Genomic DNA, 24,248 nt, shown 5'->3' on the forward strand with positions numbered 1-24,248 from the left:
CGACGATTTAACCATACGCTTGAGTCAGTTGCAGTATGCGTCACATATCTGGCACCCACCCGACACCATTCAACGGTTTAACCGTCCATACCAGGCAGTATTGACAGCCGCCAGGCCGCATCCATACCATTAAGTATGGTTAGCTCATTTCATGCTCAGGCCGCAGCCGTCTCCAGCGTCCCCGCTGGCGATGCGCTGCTTGCGGTATCGGTGCGCGGTGCGGCGCAGGCGCCGACGGTGTTACTCGCGCATGGCTTCGGACAGACGCGACATGCCTGGGAAGCGACGGCCACCGCCCTGGCGGCGGCCGGTTACCGGGCGCTTTGCTACGACGCACGCGGGCATGGTGAGTCGAGCGCCAATCCGGCAGACACGCCTTATTCCCGCACCCAGTTCACCGACGACCTGATCGTGCTGGCCGGCAACCAGGCCGAGCCACCGGTGCTGGTGGCCGCATCGATGGGCGGATTGTTCGGGCTGATGGCCGAAGCGCGTTGGCCGGGACTGTTCCGCGCCATCGTGCTGGTCGACATCACGCCGCGTTGGGACAGCACCGGGGCCGAGCGCATCCTGCGTTTCATGACCGCCCATCCCGATGGCTTCGCTTCACTGGATGCCGCCGCCGATGCAATCGCGCTCTACCTGCCGCAGCGTCCGCGCAAGACCGAAGATCAATTGCAGGCGCTGCTGCGGCAACGCGCAGATGGCCGCTGGCGTTGGCATTGGGATGCACGCTTGATAGGTGAGCTGGCCGGCACGCAGTCGCAGCAGCAAGACACTGTGCTGGACGCCGCCGCGCAGGTGCGTTGCCCGATGCTGTTGATCAGTGGCGGCCGCAGCGATCTGGTCACGCCGGCCACGATCAGCGAGTTCCTGTCGATCGCCCCGCACGCTCAGCATGTGCAGCTTCCCGAGGCCACGCACATGCTGGCCGGCGACGACAACACCACGTTTACCGCCACCGTGTTGCATTATCTGGACGCACTGCCCCCGGTTGGCACCATCGCAGCGTCCAACATCACCGAGCATGTCACTGGAGCAAGACCATGAGCATCGTTGCACCATTCCTCCTCGTCATCCTGGCGGCGGGCATCGCGGCCTATCACCGCATGCGCCTGGCCACCTGGGTTGCGATCAGCGCCTGCGTGCTGGTGGCGTGCTGGCTGCTGGAAGCCAACCTGACCGCCACCATCATCGCTGCGGTCCTGGTCGTGCTGGTGGCTGCGCCGGTGCTGTTGCCGTTCCTGCGCAAGCCGTTGTTGACCACACCGCTAATGGCGTTCTTCCGCAAGGTGCTGCCGCCGCTGTCGCAGACCGAGCGCATTGCGCTGGAAACCGGTTCGGTGGGATTCGAAGGCGAGCTGTTCACCGGTGACCCGGATTGGCAGAAGCTGCTCAACTATCCCAAGCCGCAGTTGACCGCCGAAGAGCAGGCCTTCCTGGACGGTCCGGTGGAAGAGCTGTGCAAGATGGTCAACGACTGGGAAATCACCCACGTCTACGCCGACCTGCCGCCGGAGCTGTGGGACTTCATCAAGAAGAACAAGTTCTTCGGCATGATTATTCCCAAGCAGTATGGCGGCCTGGGCTTCAGCGCGCTGGCGCACCACAAGGTGATCCAGAAGCTGTCTTCGATCTCCAGCGTGGTCAGCTCCACCGTAGGCGTACCGAACTCGCTTGGCCCAGGTGAGCTGCTGCTGCACTACGGCACTCCCGAGCAGAAGGACTATTACCTGCCGCGTCTGGCCGTGGGTGCGGAAGTACCGTGCTTTGGCCTGACCGGCCCGTTTGCCGGCTCCGATGCCACCTCGATCCCGGACTACGGCATCGTGTGCAAGGGCGAGTGGAACGGCGCCAACGTGCTCGGCGTCAAGCTCACCTTCGACAAGCGCTACATCACCCTGGCCCCGGTGGCCTCGCTGATCGGTCTGGCGTTCCGCGCCTACGATCCGGAAGGCCTGATCGGCGACAAGAAGGACATCGGCATTACCCTGGCCCTGCTGCCGCGCGAAACGCCCGGCGTGGAAATCGGTCGTCGCCACTTCCCGTTGAACTCGCCGTTCCAGAACGGCCCGATCCATGGCGAAGAAGTGTTCATCCCGCTCAGCCAGTTGATCGGCGGCGTGGAGATGGTGGGCAAGGGCTGGAACATGCTCAACGAGTGCCTGGCCGTGGGCCGTTCGATCACCCTGCCCTCCACTGCCAGTGGCGGTGGCAAGGCGGCGGCCGTGGTCACCGGCGCATATGCACGCATCCGCAAGCAGTTCGGCCTGTCGATCGGCCGTTTCGAGGGCGTGGAAGAAGCGCTGGCGCGCATCGGTGGCAAGGCGTACGCGATCAGCGCGCTGGCGCAGGCCACGGCGGCGGCGGTGGACCGCGGCGACGTGCCGTCGGTGCCGTCGGCGATCGCCAAGTACCACTGCACCACCATGGGCCGCGAAGTGGTCAGCGACATGATGGATGTGATCGGCGGCAAGGGCATCATCCTGGGGCCGCGCAACTTCGCCGGCCGCGCCTGGCAGGCCGCGCCGATCGGCGTGACCGTGGAAGGCGCCAACATCATGACCCGCAGCCTGCTGATCTTCGGCCAGGGCGCCATCCTGTGCCATCCGTGGGTGATGAAGGAAATGCAGGCGGCGCAGGATCCGGACACGCGTCGCGGCCTGGAAGCGTTCGACCAGAGCCTGTTCGGGCACATCCGTTTCGGTATCTCCAATGCCGTGCGTTCGTTCTGGATCGGCTTGACCGGTGCACGCATTGGCGCAGCGCCGGGCGATGCCTACACCCGTCGCTTCTTCCGCAAGCTGGACCGTTACTCGGCCAACCTGGCGTTGATGGCCGACGTGTCGATGCTGATGCTGGGCGGCAAGTTGAAGTTCAAGGAGTCGTTGTCGGGGCGTCTGGGCGATGTACTGAGCCACATCTACATGACCAGCGCGATGCTCAAGCGCTACCACGACGACGGCGCACCGGCCACCGACCAGCCCCTGCTGGCCTGGGCCTTCCACGACAGCGTGCACAAGATCGAAACCGCGTTGTCGGCCGCGCTGCGCAACTTCCCGATCCGCCCGGTGGGCTGGCTGATGTGGGTGCTGATCTTCCCGTTGGGCCGCCGTGCCGAAGCGCCGGGCGATCGTCTGGGCCACCGCGTGGCATCGTTGCTGATGACCCCGAACGAGGCACGCGACCGCCTGGCACAAGGCGTGTTCCTGACGCCCTGCGCCAACAACCCGGGCGGCCGCATCGCCAGCTACCTGACCAAGGCCGTGATGGCCGAGCCGGTGGAGCGCAAGTTCCTCAAAGCGCTCAAGACCAAGGGCATCGAGGCACTGGACTTCGCTGCGCAGTTGGACGAAGCGGTCGCCGAAGGCGTGCTGACCCTGGAAGAGCGCAAGCTGCTGGAAGAGCTGCGCGCGATCATGATGGACACCATTACCGTGGACGACTTCGATCCGCATGAGTTGCGTGCGGCCAGCTTCTACGACAAGCCGCAGGCACGGCAGCCGCGCGAAGCGGCGTAAGACGCAGGTCGATCTGGTGAGCGATGACGGCGGGCTTCTAGCCTGCCGTTTTCTTTGCGGGCAAGCGCGCGCCTACAAGAAGCCACCCGCTACCGCCAGACGCCTCAGCGCGACAGCCACACCAGTGCCAGTGCGATCAATGCAGGCAGGGCCTGTACGAAGAAGATGCGGCGGTTGACGCTATAGGCGCCATAGGCGCCGGCAACCACCACGCAGCCCAGGAAGAAGCTCAGCACGTCCGCACGGTCGGCCAGTGCCCCCCAGAACAGACCAGCGGCCAGAAAGCCGTTGTAGAGGCCCTGATTGGCTGCCAGCACGCGCGTGGCCTGCGCCTTCTCCGGCGTGTTGCGGAAGGTCTTCAAGCCCAATGGATGCGTCCACAGCACCATCTCCAGCGCCAGGATGGCCACATGCAACAGGGCAACCAGAACGCCAGCGATGATCGCAAACAGGGACATGGCGAAAATCTGCAAGGGAGGTGACAGGCAGCATACCCGCAACCGCGCAAGCGATCAGCCCTGCGGCCTGGACGCCTGCCGGTTCTGGTCGGTCGCGCGTTCGGCAGGCAGCTTGCGCGCCTCACGCAACAGGCCGAACGCACCGACGGTCATCCCCGCAGCCGCCAGCAACCCGACGCCGAACACCGCGCTGGACCCCAGGGCCGACACCAGCTTGTGGATCCACACAAAGCTCAGGTCGCCGCCGCGGTAGACCACGGTATCGATCGCCGCGCCGGCCTTGTAGCGCCACTGCCGATTGACTCGCGTGTACAGCGTCTCGCGTGCCGGCTTGGCCAGTGCGAACTCGCTGGAGCGCGTTATCACCTGCACGATCGCGAGCATCATCGGCAGCGGCGAGGCCGTCAGCACGGCATAGCCCAGGGTGATGGCCACACCCGGAATCAGCAACGCCGGCGCGATGCCGAAGCGCGACAGCAGCGCGCGTGTCACCAGCAACTGCAGCACCAGCGTCAGTGCGTTGACCGCCAGATCGATGCTGGCGTAATACGCCGTGCTGGCCGCCGCATCCGTATACAGCCGCCGGACCAACGCAGCCTGCTCGTTATAGAGCAAGGTGCCGACGCCCACGCCGAACAGGGTCATCAGCGCCAGCCAGCGCAGCAGTGGTTCGCGCACGATCAGCTTGAGCCCGCCAAAGACATCGCCGCCCATCGGCACTTCGCCGGAATCCAACCCGAACTGCTGCTCGCGCGCCACCGCCCACAGCCGCAACCGCAACACGCACACCACGCACACCGTCAGGAACCCGGCGGACACCAGCATCAGGTGGGCGATGCCGATCCGCTCCACCAGCGTGCGGGTGAGGATCGGCCCGAGAAACGCGCCCAGCGTGCCGGCCGCACCGATGTAGCCGTAGTAGTTGCGCGCCTCGGCATTGCTGAAGACATCGGCCATGAAGCTCCAGAACACCGCCACCGCGAACAGGTTGAACACCGTCACCCACAGAAAGAACGCCATGCCGCGCCCAGGCATGCCGCTGTCGAACAGCACATAGAACAACAGCAGGGTCGCGATGAAGCAGCCATACACCGTCGGCAGGAAGACACGCCGTGGGTAGCGACTGACCAGCGCACCGTATAGCGGTTGCGTCACCACCATGATGAGGAAGGCGCAGGTAAACAGCACCTGCAAGGTGAAGTCCTTGAGCGGCAGGCCGTGTGTGGCGAAGAAGGCGATCATGCCGGCCGGAAACAGCGCTTCCACATCGGCCGACGCGCCCATCGCCTCGCGCACCGGGCGCAGCACGTAGTACCCGCTGAGCAGGCAGAAGAAGTACAGGAACGACCATGCCAGCGGCGGCGAACCGCGCAACGCGCGCGCCAACCGGCCGAGCGCCGAACGCGGTGCGGGCAAACCGCTCATGGCGTCAATGATGTCCGCACGGACGAGCCCGACAGCAGGAGCATGGCAACGGCGACATCTGACCAGGGAGCGCGCACGTTAGCCGATGCAGGAAGCGCCAACAACACGCCGGAGTCCGCGCGGCAGCCTTGCCGGGCCGGCTCCCGGCACACGGCTTGCTACAACCGGCGCAGTGGTTCGCAGCTCCCGTCCCAGGGCGCGAATTGGCCGCTCTGCGGGATACAAATCGTCAATCGGATCAATACGATGCCCATTCATCTTCCGGCAGTTTGTGCTATTGCGAAGTGCGGCGCTAGAATCGCCCAAGGCAGTGGAACAGGCGGCACAACCATGACAGAAATGCGCAGGCGCCGACGGTTCCGTCCGTTGGCCATCGGGCTGTTCGGGGCATTGCTGCCTCTGGCCCTCTCTTCCACGGCACAGACGCCTGCGCCCACTGCCTCCGCGCTGCACATGCAGTCGCCCACCGCTCCGCTTGCGTATCGCGCTTCGTTGCCCGCCGCCAGCGTGCTGGCGCCGGCCGCCGGCTTCGACGTGGCGGCATTCGAATCGATGGCCGACCAGCTGACCTACGGCAATCGTGTCCCCGGCATGGCGATGGCCATTGTCCAGGGCGGCAAGGTGCTCAGCGCGCGCGGCTACGGCGTCACCGACGTCAACCATCCACAGCCGGTGGATGGCCACACCGTGTTTCGCCTGGCGTCCCTGTCCAAGGCCTTCGCCGGCACCATGGCCGGCCTGCTGGTCAACGATGGTGTGCTGCGCTGGGACAGCAAGGTGGTCGATTACGTGCCCGGCTTCCGGCTCAGCGACGACACCGCCACCCGTGGGCTCACCGTGGCCGAGGTGCTCAGCCATCGCGTCGGGTTGACCCGCAACGCCTACGACCGCGACATCGAGTCCAATGCCGACTATTACTCCTTGAGCCACAAGCTGGCTGCCGCGCCGCTGCGCTGCGCACCGGGTGATTGCTACGCCTACCAGAATGTGGCCTTCAGCCTGGTCGGCGATGTGGTGTTCGCTGCCTCCGGCAGCTTCTACGAACAGTCGGTGGAACGCCGCATCTTCAAGCCGTTGGGCATGAACGATGCGAGCATGGGGCTGGCCGGCATCCAGGCCAGCCCGCACTGGGCACGCCCGCATGTGCGCAGCCGCAATGGCTGGGTGTCGCTGACGCCCAAGCCCACCTACTACCGTCTTGCTCCAGCCGCTGGTGTCAACGCAAGCGCCAGCGACATGGCACAGTGGCTGCTCGCGCATACCGGCCATCGCACCGACGTACTGCCGGCCCCGCTGTTGGCCACCTTGCACGCACCGTTGATCTCCACCCCGGGCGAAATGCGCTCCGGCTGGCGCCACGAGCGCGTGGACGCGGCCAGCTATGCGCTGGGCTGGCGGGTGTTCGACTACGCCGGCCATCAGGTGATCTTCCACGCCGGTGCAGTGCAGGGTTACCGCGGCCTGGTCGCGCTGCTGCCCGAGCGCGACCTGGGCATTGCCATCATGTGGAACGGCGAAAGCGGCCTGCCGTCGGGCATGATGCCGACCATCCTGGACCGCGCGCTCGGCCTGCCGGCAAAACGCTGGCTGGACATCGACGTGGATGGCGATTTCGGCAGCGAGAACATGCTGGCCGACAAACCCGATCCGGCCGGCAAGGGTGTTTCGTCCGGCAAGTCGGTGGCCTCGCCACGCTGAGCCGACCATTGCACCGGCACTGACTCACACACAGGCGGCTTCGGCCGCCTGTGTCATTTCTGGCCGGCACACCGCCCGCGTACCAGCCGCGGGCCGTCCACCACGTTGCAGCACAGGACGATGCGAGAAACGCACGCTCGCGGCATCGCACAGTACAGCCGCGCAGCCGTTGCAGCGGCTTGGCTGAGCGCGGTCACCACGCCCCCATCCGCCCTTCGGGCACCTTCCCCCGCAGGCGGGTGAAGGAAGACGACACGCTTGGACCTCCGCCGCGCGCTGTGAACGATACGCTGGAAATCGACCAGGGACGCGCAATAAAAAAGCTCCCTCCCCGCTGGGCGTCGGGGAGAGAGCTCGATGGTTACGGCGATCGGGTAGTGCAGATCAGATCAGCGGCGCCGGGGTTGCGGGCAGCGCGACCGGAGCGGCCTTCTTCTTGCGAGCGGCCGGCTTCTTCTTGGCGACCTTCTTCGCAGCAGGCTTCTTGGCAGCGGACTTCTTGACGGCGGACTTCTTGGTCGCCTTCTTCGCTACGGCCTTCTTGGCGGTCTTCTTGGCGGTCTTCTTGACGGCCTTCTTGGCGGCTGTCTTGTTGGTCGCCTTCTTGGCGGTCTTCTTCACTGCCTTCTTGGCGGCCGTCTTCTTGGTCGCTTTCTTGGCAGTCTTCTTCACTGCCTTCTTGGCGGTTGCCTTCTTTGCAGTCTTCTTGACGGCCTTCTTGGCAGCGGTCTTCTTCACTACCTTCTTGGCGGTTGCCTTCTTGGCGACCTTCTTGGTCGCCTTCTTGGCGGCAGTCTTCTTCACTGCCTTCTTGGCGGTGGGTTTCTTCTTCGCAGCTTTTTTAATGGCCATGTAATTGGCTCCTCGTCAGTGAACTATGGAGGTGAAACGCCCAGTTGAACCAAACCCCGCGCCGGCATGCCGTCGTCGGGAACCGTCCGCAGGTGATGCACGACGGGACGGATACAGAAACACCCGCATCGAACGGCGACACGGGTGCGTGATCGGGACGACTGCTGTTTTCCTGGAGGGAAGCGGACCCGACTCCACCATCGATCGTGCTTGGGTGGACGTCTTGAACAAGCTGGTCGGCTTGATGTCGATTCTGCTCACTCTCTTTCGCAGCAATGTCTGCTGGGCGAAACCTAATCACGCTTTTTTTTACTGTCAACACTCTTTTGCATTTTTTTTTCGAACCGCCATCGCGATGCCATGCAGCGAAGGGTGATCGGCGCCGCGCGCGCCACCCGGCAGCGTCACCCCACCGGCGTGCGCACGCAATCGCACTGAAAAAAAACCACTTCTTTTCCGCTGTTTTTTTTGTACACCGTCAATTCGAACACCCACCACAGACATCCGGCCCGCCGCGCACGCCGAACGCATCGGCATCGCCCGCCGCCTGTCCGCCAGCTGAAAATTTTTTTGGCAGCGACTGCACTTCCGGCGTCGCACCAGTGGAAATGCGCAAACTTATCGCGCGCTTTGATCGCCATGCATGCGTCGATGCGCGTGCGCGACAAGGTAAGCGGCGCGATCGACTGCAACGTCGAAGCCTGCCGATCAGGCGCTCGCAGTGCGCGCACTGCATCCTCACAAACGACTCACCCGGCAATCGCGCTGCAGGCGCGGATCGGGAACGCTACCGGCACGCGCCGCAATGCATGACGCCCGGCACACCACTCGGCGTTACGCCAGCGGCGGTCGAAAGATGCTGCGCCGACCATCGACCAACCCTGTCGCTCGACACGCGCAGCGGCGTCCACGCGCGCCGGAACCCGCCGCCCTTCCGCCAAAAAAATGGCCGCTCACTGAGCGGCCATGGCGTTGCGACAGACCAAAACCGGATCAGTGGTCGTCGTCTTCAAGCAGCTCGGCATAGTCGTCCGGCGCCAGCAGGTCGTTGAGCTGGTCCTTGTCGTCGATCTCGACGACGAAGATCCAACCCTCGCCGTAGGCGTCTTCGTTGATGGTTTCCGGCTTGTCGCTCAACGCGCTGTTGACCTCCACCACGGTTCCGCTGACCGGGCTATACACGTCCGAAGCGGCCTTGACCGACTCGACCACCGCCGCGCCGTTGCCGACCTGCACGGTGTCACCGACGCCCGGCAGTTCGACGTAGACCAGGTCGCCCAGCAAGCCCTGCGCATGGTCGGAGATACCGACGGTCACGCGGCCGTTGCTTTCGACGCGGGCCCACTCGTGGGATTTGAGGAACTTGAGGTCGCCAGGAATCTCGCTCATGGGTGTGCTCCGGGGAAACTGGGGTTGGGGACAGGTGGCTAGTTTAGACCGCGCGGTGAGACAGGTGCACGCGCGTCTGCATGGCTGGGGTGCATGCGGTTGCATGATGCCGGCCGGCTGCAGCCGGCATCACCCGGCTCAGTCGCCGAGCACGCCGGGCTGCGCCTGGCCTTCGCGCACGAACGGAAACTTCACCGCGCGCAAGGGCACCTGGCGGCCACGAATGTCCACGCGCAGGTCGTCGATGCTGCCGGCCGGCACGCGTGCGAAGGCGATCGCCTTGCCCAGCGTGGGCGAGAAGGTGCCGGACAGGATCTCGCCCTGGCCGGCCGCAGTGAGCACGCTCTGGCCGTGCCGCAGCACGCCCTTCTCGTCCATCACCACGCCGATCATCTGGCGCGGGGCGCCCTGCGCCTTTTGCGAGGCAAGCACCTCGCGGCCGATGAAGTCACGGCCTTCATCCAGCGCGATCGTCCAGGCCAGCGCGGCCTCGTACGGACTGACCGTGTCATCCATGTCCTGCCCGTAAAGATTCATGCCCGCCTCCAATCGCAGCGTGTCGCGCGCGCCCAGGCCGGCCGGCGTGACGCCCTGCGCGAGCAGCGCATTCCAGAACGCGACCGCCGCGTCCTGCGGCAGCACGATTTCGAAACCGTCTTCGCCGGTGTAACCGGTACGTGCAACGAACAATGCAATGCCGTCGCGCGAGCGCGTCTGCAGCGCGGCGAAACGGCCGAGCTTGCTGGCAGCCGCGGTGTCGGCCGGGTCAAGCAACTCGATGACCTTGGCACGCGCGTTGGGGCCCTGTACCGCCACCATGGCGAAGTCGCCGCGCTCTTCCACTTGCACGTCGAAGCGTGCGGCCTGCGCGCCGATCCACTGCAGGTCCTTTTCGCGGGTGGCGGCATTGACCACCAGACGGAAGAAATCCTCGCGCATGAAGTAGACGATGAGATCGTCGATGACGCCGCCCTGCGGGTTGAGCATGCAGGTGTACAGCGCCTTGCCGGCGACCTTGAGCTTGTCCACCGAGTTGGCGAGCAGGTAACGCAGGAACTCGCGCACGCGCGCGCCGTGCAGGTCGACCACGGTCATGTGGCTGACGTCGAACATGCCGGCGTCGCGACGCACCTGATGGTGTTCGTTGATCTGCGAGCCGTAGTGGATCGGCATGTCCCAGCCGCCGAAGTCGACCATCTTGGCGCCGAGCGCACGATGGGTGTCGTTGAGGATGGTCTTCTGGGTCATGAGCGCCGGTCCAAGGGAAAGACGCCCATTATCGCCGCCCGGCCGGGCTTGCGGGGAACGTATGCAGCGCTTGCGCGCACCCGGTGCCATTACGCCGCACTGCAGCATGCAAGACGGCACTACGCACTGCGCAAGCCTTCCCGACGATCAGCCAGCCGCTTCCACCAGCAAGGTCATGCCATCCACGCCGACGATCCGCACCGGTGCGCCGGCCGGCAGCTCCGGACCGCTGACCACCCAGAACGCGTCGTCGACCTTGGCACGACCACGGCCATCGTGGATGGGCTGATCGAGCAGCACGCGACGGCCGATCAATTGTTCGGCGCGCCGGTTGAGCAAGGGACGGTCGCTCTGCCGCCCCTTGCCACGAAACCAGGTGCGATAGACCTGCACCGACGCGAAGCTGAGCAGCACGAATGCCACGATCTGCACCAGCAGCGACATGCCCGGCAGCGCGAGCACCAGCACGCACACCACCGCCGCGGCAATCCCCATCCACAACAGGAATGCGCCGGGCACCAAGGTCTCGGCGGCGATCAACAGCAGCGCCAGCACCGCCCACACCACCACATCCCAACGCATGGCTCAGACTCCCGCGCGCGGCGGCATCGGCGGCACGCGTACGCCGGCGGTATCGGACTTGGTCAGCGCGTCCTTCGCCAGCTCGGCGATACCGGCGATCGAGCCGATGATGCCGCTGGATTCCATCGGCATCAGCACGAACTTCTGATTGGGCGCGGTGGCCAGCGCCTTGAACGCCTCCACATACTTCTGTGCGACGAAGTAATTGATCGCCTGCACGCTGCCGTTGGCGATCGCATCGGACACCACCTGGGTGGCGCGGGCTTCGGCCTCGGCCAGGCGCTCGCGCGCTTCGGCGTCGCGGAAGGCGGCTTCCTTGCGGCCTTCGGCTTCGAGCACGGCGGCCTGCTTCTCGCCATCGGCACGCAGGATCTCCGATTGCCGCGAGCCTTCGGCTTCCAGAATCTGCGCGCGCTTTTCGCGCTCGGCCTTCATCTGCCGCGCCATCGAATCGATCAGGTCGCGCGGCGGCTGGATATCGCGGATCTCGATGCGGGTGACTTTGATGCCCCACGGGTTGGTGGCCTGGTCGACCACGCTCAACAGCTGGGCGTTGATGGTTTCGCGCTGGCTCAGCGATTCGTCCAGGTCCATCGAGCCGATCACGGTGCGGATGTTGGTCTGCACCAGCGCGATCGAGGCGATTTCCAGGTTGGAGACCTCATAGGCGGCCTTGGCCGCGTCCAGCACCTGGAAGAACACCACCCCGTCCACGCGCACCACGGCGTTGTCCTTGGTGATGACGTCCTGGCTGGGCACGTCCAGCACCTGTTCCATCATGTTGATCTTGCGGCCCACGCCGTAGACCACCGGCATCAGGAAGTGCAGCCCCGGGCTCATGGTGTGGGTATAGCGGCCGAAGCGCTCCACCGTCCACTGGAATCCCTGCGGCACCATGCGCACGGTCTTGAACAACACGATGACGCCGGCAACCAGCACGGCGATGGCCAGAAACGAAGTTGGAAACATGTGCAGCCCCTTTGCGATGACGAGTCGGTCCTGCGCGGAGTATGCACCCGCCGCCCGCATCGCCAATGGCGGCAACGGACAACACTGCGTGGCACGCAGCATGCCGCCGCACGCCGGCGCGTACGACCGGCACCTACCCGGCTCAAGCGTTGCGTGGCGCGAACATGATGACCGCCATGCCCAGCAGGCAGCAGCCGGCGCCGAGCAGGTCCCAGCGGGTGGGCGTGATGCGGTCCACCCACCACAACCACAACAGCGCACTGGCGATGTAGACCCCGCCGTAGGCGGCGTAGGTACGCCCGCTGGCGGTGGGATGCAGGCTCAACAACCACACGAACAGCGCAAGGCTCAACGCGGTGGGCAGCAGCAACCACGCACTGCCGCCCCTGCGCAGCCATACATAAGGAAGGTAGCAGCCCACCAGCTCGGCCACGGCGGTGGCGACGAACAGCAGCACGGTGCCCAGTGCGGAATTCATCGGCGTGTCGCAGGGTCGGTATCGGGCATCGTCGCTGCGGCCGCTTCGTCCCGCTTGACCTGTTGCCACAAGGCTTCCTGCGCGCTCAACGACAGCGCGTCCAGTGCCGTGCCTTGCGCCTGCGCGCGGGCTTCCATCGCGCGGAAGCGGCGTTCGAATTTCAGGTTGGCATGCCGCAGCGCGGCGCCCACGTCGACCTTGGCATGCCGCGCCAGATTGGCGCAGACGAACAGCACATCACCGAGTTCGTCTTCCAGGCGCGCCTGGTTGTCGGCCACCGGGCCGCGCGCGAATTCCACCCGCAGTTCCTCGATTTCTTCCTGCAGCTTCTCCAGTACCGGCGCCGGGCCCGGCCAATCGAAACCGACCCGCGCCGCACGCGACTGCAGCTTGGTGGAGCGCTGCCACTCCGGCAGGCCGCGAGCGATGCCGGCAAGCGCCGAGTCGTCCTGGTGTCCGGCGGCGCGGCGTTCGTCGCGCTTGATCTGCTCCCAATTGGCGCTGACCGCCCGCGCGTCGTCGGCTGCCTGACTCGCGAAGACGTGCGGATGGCGACGCACCAGCTTGTCGCTGAGCGTGGCCACCACATCGGCAAACCCGAACGCGCCCTGCTCGGCTGCCATCTGCGCGTGGAAGACCACCTGCAGCAACAGGTCGCCCAGCTCGTCGCGCAACCCCGGCAGGTCGTTGCGATCGATCGCGTCGGCCACTTCGTAGGCCTCTTCGATAGTGTACGGAGCGATGCTGGCGAAGGTCTGCTGCACATCCCAGGGGCACCCATGCGTGCGGTCGCGCAGGCGAGCCATCAGCTGCAACAGGCCCTGGAGATCGCCGGTGGAGGGAGTCTGGGACATGCTGGATTCCTGAAACGCGATGCGGGAGAAGGTGCCAGCCGCGATCGGCTGGCGCGGTGCGCTGCATCACCGATCGCCGCAGCCGATGCCACGCAGGGAAGCCACCGAAGTGTAGCGGTCAGCCGATGACGGCCCTGCCCACCGGCCATGCGGCACGCGCACGACCGGTGGGCATGCTCATGCCAGCCAATCGCGCCATGGCAGATTGGGGTCGCCCAGCGCAATGAAGTCGCCGTTGAGCAAGGTGTCGCGGCGGTTGTAGCGGAACGGCTTGCCGCTGTCCCCAGCCAGCAGCACACCGCCGGCAGCATGCAAGACGCATTGGCCGGCGGCCGTGTCCCATTCGGAAGTAGGACCGAAGCGCGGATACACATCCAGATCGCCTTCGGCGAGACGGCAGAACTTCAACGACGAGCCCTGCGCCACCACCTCGATCTCGCCCATGCGCTCCAGCGCAGCGGCGGTGCGCGCGTCGCGGTGCGAGCGGCTGGCGGCCACCCGTAATGGCGTGGCCGCTGGTGTGCACGTCTGCAGCATCTCGTCGCGATCGCCATCGCGGCGGTAGGCGTTTTCGCCGCGCGCGGCATACCAGACCCGGCCATCGACCGGTGCCTGCACCACGCCCAGCACCGGCGCCCCCATGTGGATCAGCGCAATATTGACGCTGAACTCGCCATTGCGCTTGACGAATTCGCGGGTGCCATCCAGCGGATCGACCAGCCAGTAGCTGGTCCAGTACTGGCGATCGGCCCAGGCCACATGCGCCGATTCCTCCGACAGCACCGGTACGTCCGGGGTGATCCGGCGCAACCCTTCGACGATGACGCGATTGGCGGCCAGGTCGGCCTGGGTCAGCGGGCTGGCATCGTCCTTGATCTCCACCGCGAAGTCCTGCGCGTAGACCTGCATGATGGCCTCGCCCGCCTCGCGGGCGATGGCGATCACCGTTTCGCGCAACTCCATCGGGATGCGGATCATGGGTTGCGCTCCAACCATTCGCGCGCAATGAACAGTGCCGCCAGCGAGCGGCCTTCGGAGAAGTCTTCGCGCAGCATCAGCTCGTCCAGGCGGGCCAGTGGCCAGGGGATCACTTCCATCTCTTCCGGTTCGTCGCCGGGCAGGCGTTCGGGATACAGCTCGCGCGCCAGCACCAGCCAGGATTGGTGACTCATATAAGTAGGAGCGAGCGTCATGGCGCGCAGCACCTGCAACTGGCGTGCGCCGTAGCCGGCCTCTTCCTTGAGTTCGCGGTCGGCGGCCTGCACCGGCGTTTCGCCGGCATCGATACGGCCCTTGACCAGGCCCAGCTCGTAGCGGTGCACGCCAGCGGCGTACTCGCGCACCAGCAGCACGGTCTTCTCGTCCAGCATCGGTACCACCACCACCGCGCCATGCCCCTGGCTGAGCTGGCGTTCGTAGATGCGGCGCTGGCCGTTGGAAAATTCCAGATCCAGCTGCTGGCGACGGAACGGTCCTTCGCCCAGATCGGTGGTCTTGTGGATGATCGGCAGGCGCGGGCTCATGCGGGACACGCAGCCGCGAAGGGGGCCGATAGAATGGGGGAATGCATCGACATATTCATGAACCCGAAATCCTAGCAGACCCGATCGCCTCCGAAGCTGCAGATCAGTGGCGACAACGCGATCTTGCGGTGGTCTGGCATCCCTGCACGCAGATGCGCGAGCACCCGCACACCTTGCCGCTGGTACCGATCGCCCGCGGCGAGGGTGCCTGGCTGGTCGGCCATGACGGCCGCCGCTATCTGGATGCGGTCAGCAGCTGGTGGACCAACCTGTTCGGTCATGCCGAACCACGCATTGGCGCGGCCATCGCGCAGCAGGCCGGGACGCTGGAGCAGGTAATGCTGGCCGGCTTCACGCATGCCCCGGCAGTGCAGCTGGCCGAACGCCTGCTGGCGCTTGCGCCACGCCAGCACGGGCGTGCGCCGCTGTCCAAGGTGTTCTATGCCGACAATGGCTCGGCCGGGGTGGAGGTGGCCTTGAAGATGGCCTTCCATTATTTCCACAACCGCGGCGAGCACGGCCGCACGCGCTTCATCGCGCTGGAAAACGGCTACCACGGCGAGACCATCGGCGCGCTGTCGGTGGGCGATATTCCCCTGTACCGGCGCGTCTACGCACCGCTGCTGCTCGAATCGATCTTTGCGCCCTCGCCCGATGCCTACCTGGCCGAGCCCGGCCAGAGCGCGGAGGAGCATGCGCTGCAGGCGGCCGATGCGTTGCAAGCGCTGTTGGAGCGCTCGCCCGGCGAGATCTGCGCGCTGATCCTGGAGCCGCGCGTGCAGTGCGCCGGCGGCATGCGCATGTATCACCCAGCCTATCTGCGCCGTGCCCGCGAGCTATGCGACGCGCATGGCGTGTTCCTGATCGCCGACGAGATCGCCTCCGGCTTCGGCCGCACCGGCACCTTGTTCGCCTGCGAGCAGGCCGGGGTGATGCCCGACCTGCTGTGCCTGTCCAAGGGCCTGACCGGCGGCTTCCTGCCGTTGGCGGCGGTGCTGGCCACGCAACAGCTGTACGACGCGTTCCTGGACGATTCGCGCGAACGCGCGTTCCTGCATTCGCACAGCTACACCGGTAATCCACTCGCATGCGCGGCCGCATTGGCGACCCTGCAGATCTTCGCCGACGACGACGTGATTGCGCGCAACCAGCACACCGCCGCCCACATGGCCACGCTCGCTGCGCAGATTGGCGAACATCCGGCGGTGGCGGACGTGCGCCAGGCCGGCATGATCGTGGCGTTCGAGCTGACCCAGGGCGGCGACAAGCGCACGCCCTTCCCTGCAGCCGCGCGGGTGGGGTTGAAGGCCTATCGCGCAGCGCTGGCACGTGGCGTGGTGCTGCGGCCGCTGGGCGACGTGTTGTACTGGATGCCGCCGTACTGCGTGGACCAGGCGCAACTTGCATTGCTGGCGGCCACCACCCGCCACGCCATCGAGGAGGCCGTAGCATGCGCCTGACCCGCTCGCACGTGGCACTGCCACTGCAGTGCGACCAGGACGTCACCCTGCCCGAAGAGTCCGCCAATCACCTGCTGCGCGTGCTGCGGCTACGCGAGGGTGATGCCTGCATCCTGTTCAATGGCGACGGCAGCGATTACCACGCCCGCATCAGCGTGGCCGGCAAGCGCGAGGCGCGTGCGCTCATCGTGCGTGTCGAGCCGCGGCACAACGAATCGCCGTTGCGGATCACCCTGCTGCAGGGCATCGCCCGCGGCGAGAAGATGGACCTGATCCTGCAGAAGGCGACCGAGCTGGGCGTTGCGGCCATCGTGCCAGTCAATGCCGAGCGCACCGAGGTCAAGCTGGAGGCGGCGCGCCTGGAAAAACGCGTGGCGCATTGGCGCAGCGTGGTGGTGTCCGCGTGCGAGCAATCCGGCCGCGCGCGCATTCCGGATCTGGCAGCGCCACGTGGCCTGCAAGACGCCGCGCAGGCCTGCGATGCGCAGGCGCTGCGGCTGACCCTGGACCCGCAAGGCGACCATCGCCTGGGCACGCTGTCCGCAGGCACCGGCCAGCACATGGTAGTGGCGATCGGGCCGGAGGGCGGCTGGTCGTCGCGCGATCGCGCCACTCTGGCGGCGGCTGGCTTCAGCGGCCTGCAGCTGGGCCCGCGCATCCTGCGCACCGAGACCGCCGGACTGGCCGCGATTGCGGCGCTGCAATCGCGATTTGGGGATCTGTAGGACCTCCCTCCATCGCGGAATTGGCACGAGCGCCCGTAGGAGCGCGCCTGAGCGCGACGGGCGTTACTGGGAAAGCTGGTCGCGCCCGGGTGCGCTCCTACGGGTGCAGGGGTCGTTGGCGACTGCTGGGCCGCTGACTACGGCGCAATGTTCCGGGCATGGGCAGGGATGGATCTGCAGACCGGGCCGGACGCGCAAACGCCCGTAGGAGCGCGCCTGAGCGCGACGGGCGTTACTGGGAAAGCTGGTCGCGCCCGGGTGCGCTCCTACGGGTGCCGGGGTCGTTGGCGACTGCTGGGCCGCTGACTACGGCGCAATGTTCCGGGCATGGGCAGGGATGGGTCTGCAGACCGGGCCGGACGCGCAAATGCCCGTAGGAGCGCGCCTGAGCGCGACGGGCGTTACTGGGAAAGCCTGGTCGCGCCCGGGTGCGCTCCTACGGGTGCAGGGGTCGTTGGCGACTGCTGGGCCGCTGACTACGGCGCAATGTTCCGGGCATGGGCAAGGATGGATCTGCAGACCGGGACGGACGCGCAAACGCCCGTAGGAGCGCGCCCGAGCGCGACGGGCGTTACCGGGAAAGCCTGGTCGCGCCCGGGTGCGCTCCTACGGGTGCCGGGGTCGTTGGCGACTGCTGGGCCGCTGATTGCGGCGCAATGTTCCGGGCATGGGCAGGGATGGATCTGCAGACCGGGCCGGACGCGCAAACGCCCGTAGGAGCGCGCCTGAGCGCGACGGGCGTTACTGGGAAAGCCTGGTCGCGCCCGGGTGCGCTCCTACGGGTGCATGGACTCAGCGGCCGTGTTGCAGGAACCAGCTGGCTGCGCCGATCACACCTAGCTGGCCGTGTTCGACGATGCGCACCGGCACCTGCTCCAGCGCCGGGCGCAGCGCGCCCTTGTCGAGCAGGCGGGTGACGAAATCGCTGGTGGCAATGAAATTGGCAATCTGCGGCAGGAAGCCGCCCGCCAGATACACCCCACTGCGAATGCCATACAACAGCATCATGTCGCCGACCACGCTCCCCATGAAGCCGCAAAATGCCTGTAGCGCATCGCGCGCAAGCACGTCGTCGCCGCGCAACGCCGCGGCAGTGACGTCGGCCGGGTCGGCATGCACGGTCGGCTGACCGCGCACGGCGGCCAGTGCGGTGTAGAGCGTCAACAGGCCGGGCCCGGATAACAATGTCTCGGTCCCGACATGCCTGCGCGTGCGGCGCAACTCCTGCAGCAAGGCCACCTCCAGGTCGCTGGCGGCGGCCAGCGCCGCGTGCCCGGCTTCGGTCGGCAACACCACCGGATGGGCGCCGTTCGGAATCCAGACCGCCGCACCCAGCCCGGTGCCGGGCCCCAGCACCAACGCCGGGCCCGGCGCGCCTTGCGGCGGCCCCGACAGCTGCAGCACCTGGTTGCCGGACATGTAGTTGGCTGCGTAGGCGACGGCTTCGAAATCGTTGACCAGATGCAGCGCGTGCATGCCAAGCTGCCGACGGATCTGCTCCGGCGCCAGCGTCCAGGGCAGGTTTGCGGTAATCACGCTGCCATCTTCCAGCGCGAAGCCGGCACTGGCGATCACCCCGCGCCGCACTGGCGCACAGCGCAGTTCGGCAAAGAATGCGGACATGATCTCGGCCAGGCCCGGGTAGTCGGCGCAGCGGTACTTGCGATAGTCCAGCACCGTCACCGGCTTGCGCGCATCGGCGCTTTCGCACACCAGTGCCAGGCGCACATGCGTGCCTCCCACGTCTGCGGCAACGAAGGTGTCGGGATGCGGAAAAGCCACCGCTTCCATTGGGCTGATTGCGCTCACGCATTCTCCTGTTCAGTAACTGCAGACCGAGGTCACTCCCGGTCCAACGAACGGTCGCGGGTAGACAACGTTGTCAGTAATCCCGTTGTAACGCAACTGTGGCGCGCCACGCCTAGCATTTCCCTCCGCGCCACCCATCATCCATGAAAAAGCCGCATCGATCACGCCGATCCGGGCACAAACCAGCGGCACTGATCGGAGCGCCAAAAATCCGGCGTTGCGGGCGCCTGCGGCGTTGCCGAGCACCTCGTCGCTGCCGCCACGAGGCGGGTTGGACGCTGCTGCGATCCTGCAGTCAAAATGCTGCATTGCAGCGCAATCGCAGCCATTTCAGAGATCTGTGACGATGTGTTGACAACGCTGTCAGCGCTACGCGAGACTCGCCGCAAATCGGGGTTCTGGCAGGAGGGGCCACGGACTGTTCGGTGCTGAAGAACGGCTCTTCCCTTACCTGCCTGTTCCAGATTCGTGGGGCGTGCGTCATCACGACGTCCGGCTCGCTGAGGTCGCATTCGCTCCATCGCTTCACCACACGGGGGACACGTCCTCTACCACGCGAATCGACGCATCTGCCGTCACCTGCAGATGCTGTGTTCGACCACCGCGATCGGTCCGGATGTGTTGTTTTGCCAGCCACGCCGAGCGCGTGACGCCTCTTGCAGGCCGCGCGCTCACAGCACCAACCAACGAGGTTTAGCCATGCACAGCCGCACCACGACATTAGCACTCTGTATCACCGCCGCTCTGTACTGCTCCGGCTCTGCAATGGCTGCCGGGCAAGAGCAATCGGCACAAGCCAACGCGCCATCGGCCACGACCGAACTCGACACCATCACCGTCACCGGCTACCGCGCGTCGCTGGAGAAGAGCCAGGCGGTCAAGCGCTCGGCCAACTCCATCGTCGATGCGATCAGCGCCGAGGACATTGGAAAGTTCCCGGACATCAACGCGGCCGAATCGCTGTCGCACCTGCCCGGCATCAGCGTCGACCGCCAGTTCGGCGAAGGCGAAAAGGTCAGCATCAACGGCACCGACCCGGCATTGAACCGCGTGCTGCTCAACGGCCAGACCATCGCCTCGGGCGACTGGGGCGGCAACCCGACCGACACCAGCGGCCGCACCTTCAACTACACCCTGCTGTCGCCGGAAATCATCGGCCTGATGGAGGTCTACAAGACCCCGGAAGCACGCATCGACGAAGGCTCGATCGGCGGCACCGTGATCGTGCATACCCGCAAGCCGCTGGACCTGCCCAAGAACACCATCCGCGGTTCGATCGGCTACAACTACAACGACCGCTCGAAAGAAGGCAATCCGCGCGGGTCGGCGCTGTGGAGCTGGAAGAACGACGACGAAACCTTCGGTGCGTTGATCTCCGCCACGCACGACAAGCAGGACCTGGCGCGCGCCGGTATCGAGTACTTCGGCTACACCACCGGCGCCAACATCCCGCCGACGGCCACCATCACCGGCGACGGCAGCAATGTGGCCACCGCCCGCGTGCCTGCCGGCATCAACAGCGCATTCTTCCAGCAGACCCGCCAGCGCAGCGGCCTGCAGGGTGCGTTGCAGTGGAAGCCGGACGAGCAGAACGAATTCAACCTGACCGGCCTGTACATCAAGGGCGAATACAACAACTTCAGCCAGTCGCGGTATGTCTGCCCGGCCTGCAACGACGATCTGCGCAAGGTCACCCGCGCCAATGTGCAGGACGGCGTAGTCACCTCGGCCACCGTCAGCGACGGCGCTGCTGGCCAGCCGTATGCGCAGCTGGATGCCAACTACCGCGAGAGCACCGTCACCACCAAGAGCCTGAACCTGCGCCACGACTGGCTGGGTGAAAAATGGGTCTTCACCACCCAGGGCGGTTACACCGCAGCGACCGGCGGCAAGAACCCCGAATACCTGATGAAGTTCCTGATGGCCGACGGCGGCTACAACTATGCCTTCGACGGCCGCAACACTGCCGTGAACTACGACAACGGCGGTGCGGCCAACTGGACGCTGCCCGGCTCGCCCGCAGGGCTTGCTGCCGGTTCACAGGATCCCAGCGCCATGCAGGCGGGCGGCATCTTCTATCAGAAGAGCAAGGACGAGGAAAAATACTTCCAGTGGGATGCCGCACGCGACCTGGAATGGGGCCCGTTCACCAAGCTGCAGTTCGGCTACAAGTACATCAACCACAACAACGGGGTGGAAGCGCGTGGTAATCGCATCAACACCACCGACCCGATCTCGCTGACGCAGTTCAGCCCGGGCACCACGCCGAGTGGCTTGTACGACGGCCTGGGTGCCAGCGGCGACCTCACCACCTGGCCGACGGCTAACCTGGAAACCGTGCGCCGCTACCTGCTCGCTCAACCGCAGGGCCCGTACCGCACCGACTTCGGCTCCTCGTTCGATGTGAAGGAAATCACCCAGAATTTCTACACGCAGTTGAACTACGAAACCGGCAAGTGGCGCGGCAACCTCGGCGTGCGTCTGGTCGATACCACCAACAAGTCCGAATTCTGGCAAAGCCAGGATGGTGGCGCGAACTTCAATCGCGTTGCAGAGACCAACGACTATCGCAAGGCGCTGCCCAGCTTCAACCTCGCCTACGACATGACCGACGACACCGTGCTGCGCTTTTCGGCAGCCAAGGTCATTGCGCGTCCGCGCTACGGCGATCTAGCTGGTTCGTTCACCATCAACAGTGGTACCGGTGACCTGACGGCCGGCGGCGGCAACCCGGACCTGAAGCCGTACGAATCGACCAACTACGATCTGGCGGCCGAGTGGTATTTCGCACCGTCAAGCATGTTGTCCGGTGAAGTGTTCTATCGCGATATCGGCTCCTACATCGTCAACACCACGGTCAGCCAGCAGCTCAATCCGGCGCCGCCGGCAGTGTCGGGCATCTACCAGGTGACCACGCCGGTCAACGTGTCCGATGCCAAGGTCAAGGGCGTGTCGGTCAACTACCAGCAGTCGCTGGGTCTGGGCTTTGGTATCCAGGCCAACTACACGTTTGCCGAATCCGATTCCAGCTCCGGCTTGAACCTGCCGTACCTGTCGCGCGACACCTACAACGTGATCCCCTACTGGGAACACGGCGACTGGATGGTGCGTGTGAACTACAGCTACCGCTCGAAGTACTTCACCCAGATCGGTCGCCTGGCCTCGCAGGATTTCGCAGACAGCTACAAGCAGCTGGACCTGACCGCTTCGTATCAGATCACCGACTACATGGGTCTGACCTTCGGCGCGACCAACCTGCTGGATTCCACCTACCGCCTGTTCAGCAACACCCGCAGTACCCCCACGGCGTTCTACAAGAACGGCCGCGGCTACCAGGCCCAGCTGAACTTCAAGTTCTGATGTAGTACCGGCGCGCCACCGACCCTCCACGGTGGCGCGCTTTTTTTTGGACCTGCCCGCTGTACGCAGCGGCAGGTCGATGTCGTACCAAGGAGTGGAACTGGCCACGCCCCTTCGCACCCGAGGGAGCATGGCCAGGCCCGCTTTTGCCATCCACGCGCGGTTGCAGCATTGCCGGCGCGTCTTGCTCAACAGGAGTGCAGTTCCCATGACGACCGATAGCCGCGCGTTTGCGGCTCCATCCCGCCGCCACGCCGGAGCTGCACCCAGGACACGAGCGCTCGCGCTCGGTCTGTTGCTTGTGCTGCCGGCGTTGCATGCCAGTGCCGCGCAGTCGCCCACCGCGCCCACCGCCACCACGCTCAGCCCGGAGGCAATCGACCAGCAGTGGCTCGACGCCACCGCCGCCTACGCGCCCGAACGCGAACGCCTGGTGCGCGAAGCAGAGGCCGGCGCACGCAAGGGCCCGTTCCGTCCCGACTGGGCCGCCTTGAAGGCGTATCGCTCGCCAGCCTGGTACGACAACGCCAAGTTCGGCATCTTCATCCATTGGGGCGTGTTCTCGGTGCCGGCGTTCGGCAGCGAGTGGTATTCGCGCAACATGTATCTGCAAGGCTCCAAGGAGTTCGCCCATCACGTGGCGACCTACGGCCCGCAGGCGACCAGCGGTTACAAGGATCTGATCCCCAAATTCACCGCGCCCAAGTTCGACCCCAAGGGCTGGGCCAAGCTGTTCCGTGAGTCTGGCGCGCGTTACGTGGTGCCGGTGGCCGAACACCACGACGGATTTGCGCTATACGACTCCAAGTTGTCGGACTGGACCGCGATGAAGATGGGGCCCAAGCGCGACCTGCTGGGCGAGCTGTCCACCGCCATCCGCGCACAAGGCCTGCACTTCGGCCTGTCCTCGCACCGCGCCGAGCACAACTGGTTCTTCGATGGCGGGCGCGCCTTCGACTCCGACGTCAACGACCCGCGTTATGCGGCGCTGTACGGCCCGGCGCAGGTGCGCCTGCCGGGCAAGGACGATGCGGATGTGGCCAACGACTGGACCCCGGTGTCGCAGGCCTGGCTGGACGACTGGCTGGCACGCACCACCGAGTTGATCGATACCTATCAGCCGGACCTGATCTATTTCGATTGGTGGATTGCCCACCCCACCTTCCGGCGCAGCCTGCCGACGATGCTGGCGTATTACTACAACCAGGGCGCGGCGCGTACCGACGCCGACCGCGGTGTGGTGGTGAACTACAAGCTCGGCGCATTCCCGGAAGGCGCCGGCACGCTGGATATCGAGCGCGGCCAGCTCACCGGCATCCATCCCACGCACTGGCAAACCGATACGTCGGTGAGCAACGCATCGTGGGGCTACATCGAAAACGACACCTACAAGTCGCCCACCTTCATCATCCACATGCTGGCCGACGTGGTGGCCAAGAACGGCAACCTGATGCTCAACATCGGCCCGCGTGCGGATGGCTCGATCCCCGACACCGAGCGCGGCATCCTGCTGGCGATCGGCAAGTGGCTCAAGACCAACGGCGGCGCCATCTACGACAGCACGCCGTGGCGCGTGTATGGCGAAGGCCCCACCGAAGTGGTGGGCGGCACCTTCCAGGACGTCAAGACCAAGCCGTACACGGCGGAAGATTTCCGCTTCACCACGCGCGATGGCGCGCTGTATGCGATCGAGCTCGGCTGGCCAAGCAGCGGCGAGGCGGTGATCCGCTCGCTGACACCGGCTGATGGCGTGCGCGCGGTGACCCTGCTGGCCAACGGCAAGCGGATCCCGTTCGAACAACGCACCGACGGCCTGCACCTGCGCCTGCCGGTCAAGCCGGTTGGCGAGAGCGCCTACGTATTCCGCATCGACCTTTCTTCCCCCACTCCCTGACGG

19 protein-coding genes and 1 pseudogene are annotated in these 24,248 nt (G+C 65.6%); 7 read left to right on the forward strand and 13 right to left on the reverse strand.

The genetic code is table 11. The features are described 5' to 3' along the window. The first annotated feature begins 135 nt into the window (after positions 1–135). Both ACCQ13_RS13655 and ACCQ13_RS13660 read left to right on the forward strand, forming a co-directional pair. A complete protein-coding gene (locus tag ACCQ13_RS13655) occupies positions 136–1,050 on the forward strand; it encodes an alpha/beta fold hydrolase (protein ID WP_159407350.1) in 915 nt (304 codons plus the stop codon). Further along, positions 1,047–3,521: an acyl-CoA dehydrogenase gene (locus tag ACCQ13_RS13660; protein ID WP_159407351.1), complete on the forward strand. Its 2,475-nt coding sequence runs from the start codon at positions 1,047–1,049 to the stop codon at positions 3,519–3,521. The genes ACCQ13_RS13655 and ACCQ13_RS13660 overlap by 4 nt, the downstream gene beginning before the upstream one ends. A gap of 104 nt (positions 3,522–3,625) precedes the next feature. Here ACCQ13_RS13660 and ACCQ13_RS13665 read toward each other — a convergent pair whose 3' ends face one another. Beyond that, positions 3,626–3,979: a DUF1304 domain-containing protein gene (locus tag ACCQ13_RS13665; RefSeq protein ID WP_104603104.1), complete on the reverse strand. Its 354-nt coding sequence runs from the start codon at positions 3,977–3,979 to the stop codon at positions 3,626–3,628. A 54-nt stretch (positions 3,980–4,033) separates the two neighbouring features. Then, positions 4,034–5,404, reverse strand: a complete 1,371-nt coding sequence (locus ACCQ13_RS13670; RefSeq protein WP_159407352.1) for an NTP/NDP exchange transporter — start codon at positions 5,402–5,404, stop codon at positions 4,034–4,036. Positions 5,405–5,734: 330 nt separating this feature from the next. On the opposite strand from ACCQ13_RS13670, the gene ACCQ13_RS13675 reads away from it, so the two are divergent. Continuing rightward, positions 5,735–7,102, forward strand: a complete 1,368-nt coding sequence (locus ACCQ13_RS13675; RefSeq protein WP_104603045.1) for a serine hydrolase domain-containing protein — start codon at positions 5,735–5,737, stop codon at positions 7,100–7,102. A gap of 384 nt (positions 7,103–7,486) precedes the next feature. On the opposite strand, the gene ACCQ13_RS13680 is transcribed toward ACCQ13_RS13675, so the two are convergent. From ACCQ13_RS13680 to nudE, 10 genes and pseudogenes are all read right to left on the reverse strand, one after another. Then, positions 7,487–7,954: a histidine biosynthesis protein HisIE gene (locus ACCQ13_RS13680; protein ID WP_159407353.1), complete on the reverse strand. Its 468-nt coding sequence runs from the start codon at positions 7,952–7,954 to the stop codon at positions 7,487–7,489. Between the two features lie 315 nt (positions 7,955–8,269). Beyond that, the gene (locus ACCQ13_RS13685; RefSeq protein ID WP_159407354.1) at positions 8,270–8,491 is read right to left on the reverse strand and encodes a hypothetical protein; all 222 of its coding nucleotides are present in this window, start codon (positions 8,489–8,491) and stop codon (positions 8,270–8,272) included. Between the two features lie 456 nt (positions 8,492–8,947). Continuing rightward, positions 8,948–9,343: a glycine cleavage system protein GcvH gene (gene gcvH, locus ACCQ13_RS13690; RefSeq protein ID WP_104603042.1), complete on the reverse strand. Its 396-nt coding sequence runs from the start codon at positions 9,341–9,343 to the stop codon at positions 8,948–8,950. A 138-nt stretch (positions 9,344–9,481) separates the two neighbouring features. Then, positions 9,482–10,591 (reverse strand): glycine cleavage system aminomethyltransferase GcvT, encoded by a 1,110-nt coding sequence (gene gcvT, locus ACCQ13_RS13695; protein ID WP_104603041.1) that lies wholly within the window; start codon positions 10,589–10,591, stop codon positions 9,482–9,484. A 147-nt stretch (positions 10,592–10,738) separates the two neighbouring features. Next, positions 10,739–11,173: an NfeD family protein gene (locus tag ACCQ13_RS13700; RefSeq protein WP_159407355.1), complete on the reverse strand. Its 435-nt coding sequence runs from the start codon at positions 11,171–11,173 to the stop codon at positions 10,739–10,741. 3 nt (positions 11,174–11,176) lie between these two features. Beyond that, positions 11,177–12,142: an SPFH domain-containing protein gene (locus ACCQ13_RS13705; protein ID WP_104603039.1), complete on the reverse strand. Its 966-nt coding sequence runs from the start codon at positions 12,140–12,142 to the stop codon at positions 11,177–11,179. Positions 12,143–12,284: 142 nt separating this feature from the next. Then, on the reverse strand, positions 12,285–12,620 hold the full coding sequence (locus ACCQ13_RS13710) for a YnfA family protein (RefSeq protein ID WP_104603038.1): 336 nt from the start codon (positions 12,618–12,620) through the stop codon (positions 12,285–12,287). Positions 12,621–12,664: 44 nt separating this feature from the next. Then, positions 12,665–13,474: pseudogene (gene mazG, locus ACCQ13_RS13715) on the reverse strand (nucleoside triphosphate pyrophosphohydrolase); the annotation flags it as partial. Positions 13,475–13,651: 177 nt separating this feature from the next. Further along, positions 13,652–14,452: a 3'(2'),5'-bisphosphate nucleotidase CysQ gene (gene cysQ / locus ACCQ13_RS13720; protein WP_104603037.1), complete on the reverse strand. Its 801-nt coding sequence runs from the start codon at positions 14,450–14,452 to the stop codon at positions 13,652–13,654. Further along, positions 14,449–14,997: an ADP compounds hydrolase NudE gene (nudE, locus tag ACCQ13_RS13725; protein ID WP_167526921.1), complete on the reverse strand. Its 549-nt coding sequence runs from the start codon at positions 14,995–14,997 to the stop codon at positions 14,449–14,451. The genes cysQ and nudE overlap by 4 nt, the downstream gene beginning before the upstream one ends. Before the next feature lie 41 nt (positions 14,998–15,038). Between nudE and bioA the strand changes: the two genes are divergently transcribed. Both bioA and ACCQ13_RS13735 read left to right on the forward strand, forming a co-directional pair. Further along, the gene (gene bioA / locus ACCQ13_RS13730; RefSeq protein WP_159407356.1) at positions 15,039–16,457 is read left to right on the forward strand and encodes an adenosylmethionine--8-amino-7-oxononanoate transaminase; all 1,419 of its coding nucleotides are present in this window, start codon (positions 15,039–15,041) and stop codon (positions 16,455–16,457) included. Next, positions 16,448–17,182, forward strand: coding sequence for a 16S rRNA (uracil(1498)-N(3))-methyltransferase (locus tag ACCQ13_RS13735; RefSeq protein WP_104603034.1), 735 nt, complete (start codon positions 16,448–16,450; stop codon positions 17,180–17,182). Before bioA ends, ACCQ13_RS13735 begins: the two co-directional genes overlap by 10 nt. A gap of 792 nt (positions 17,183–17,974) precedes the next feature. Here ACCQ13_RS13735 and ACCQ13_RS13740 read toward each other — a convergent pair. Then, on the reverse strand, positions 17,975–18,973 hold the full coding sequence (locus tag ACCQ13_RS13740; RefSeq protein ID WP_211292985.1) for a glucokinase family protein: 999 nt from the start codon (positions 18,971–18,973) through the stop codon (positions 17,975–17,977). Between the two features lie 717 nt (positions 18,974–19,690). Between ACCQ13_RS13740 and ACCQ13_RS13745 the strand changes: the two genes are divergently transcribed. Then, positions 19,691–22,351 (forward strand): TonB-dependent receptor, encoded by a 2,661-nt coding sequence (locus ACCQ13_RS13745; protein ID WP_104603032.1) that lies wholly within the window; start codon positions 19,691–19,693, stop codon positions 22,349–22,351. 208 nt (positions 22,352–22,559) lie between these two features. Then, positions 22,560–24,245: an alpha-L-fucosidase gene (locus tag ACCQ13_RS13750; RefSeq protein ID WP_104603031.1), complete on the forward strand. Its 1,686-nt coding sequence runs from the start codon at positions 22,560–22,562 to the stop codon at positions 24,243–24,245. Positions 24,246–24,248: the final 3 nt, after the last annotated feature.

The sequence above is a fragment of the Xanthomonas sp. NCPPB 1638 genome, assembly GCF_041475635.2.
GTDB classification, from domain to species: domain Bacteria; phylum Pseudomonadota; class Gammaproteobacteria; order Xanthomonadales; family Xanthomonadaceae; genus Xanthomonas; species Xanthomonas cucurbitae.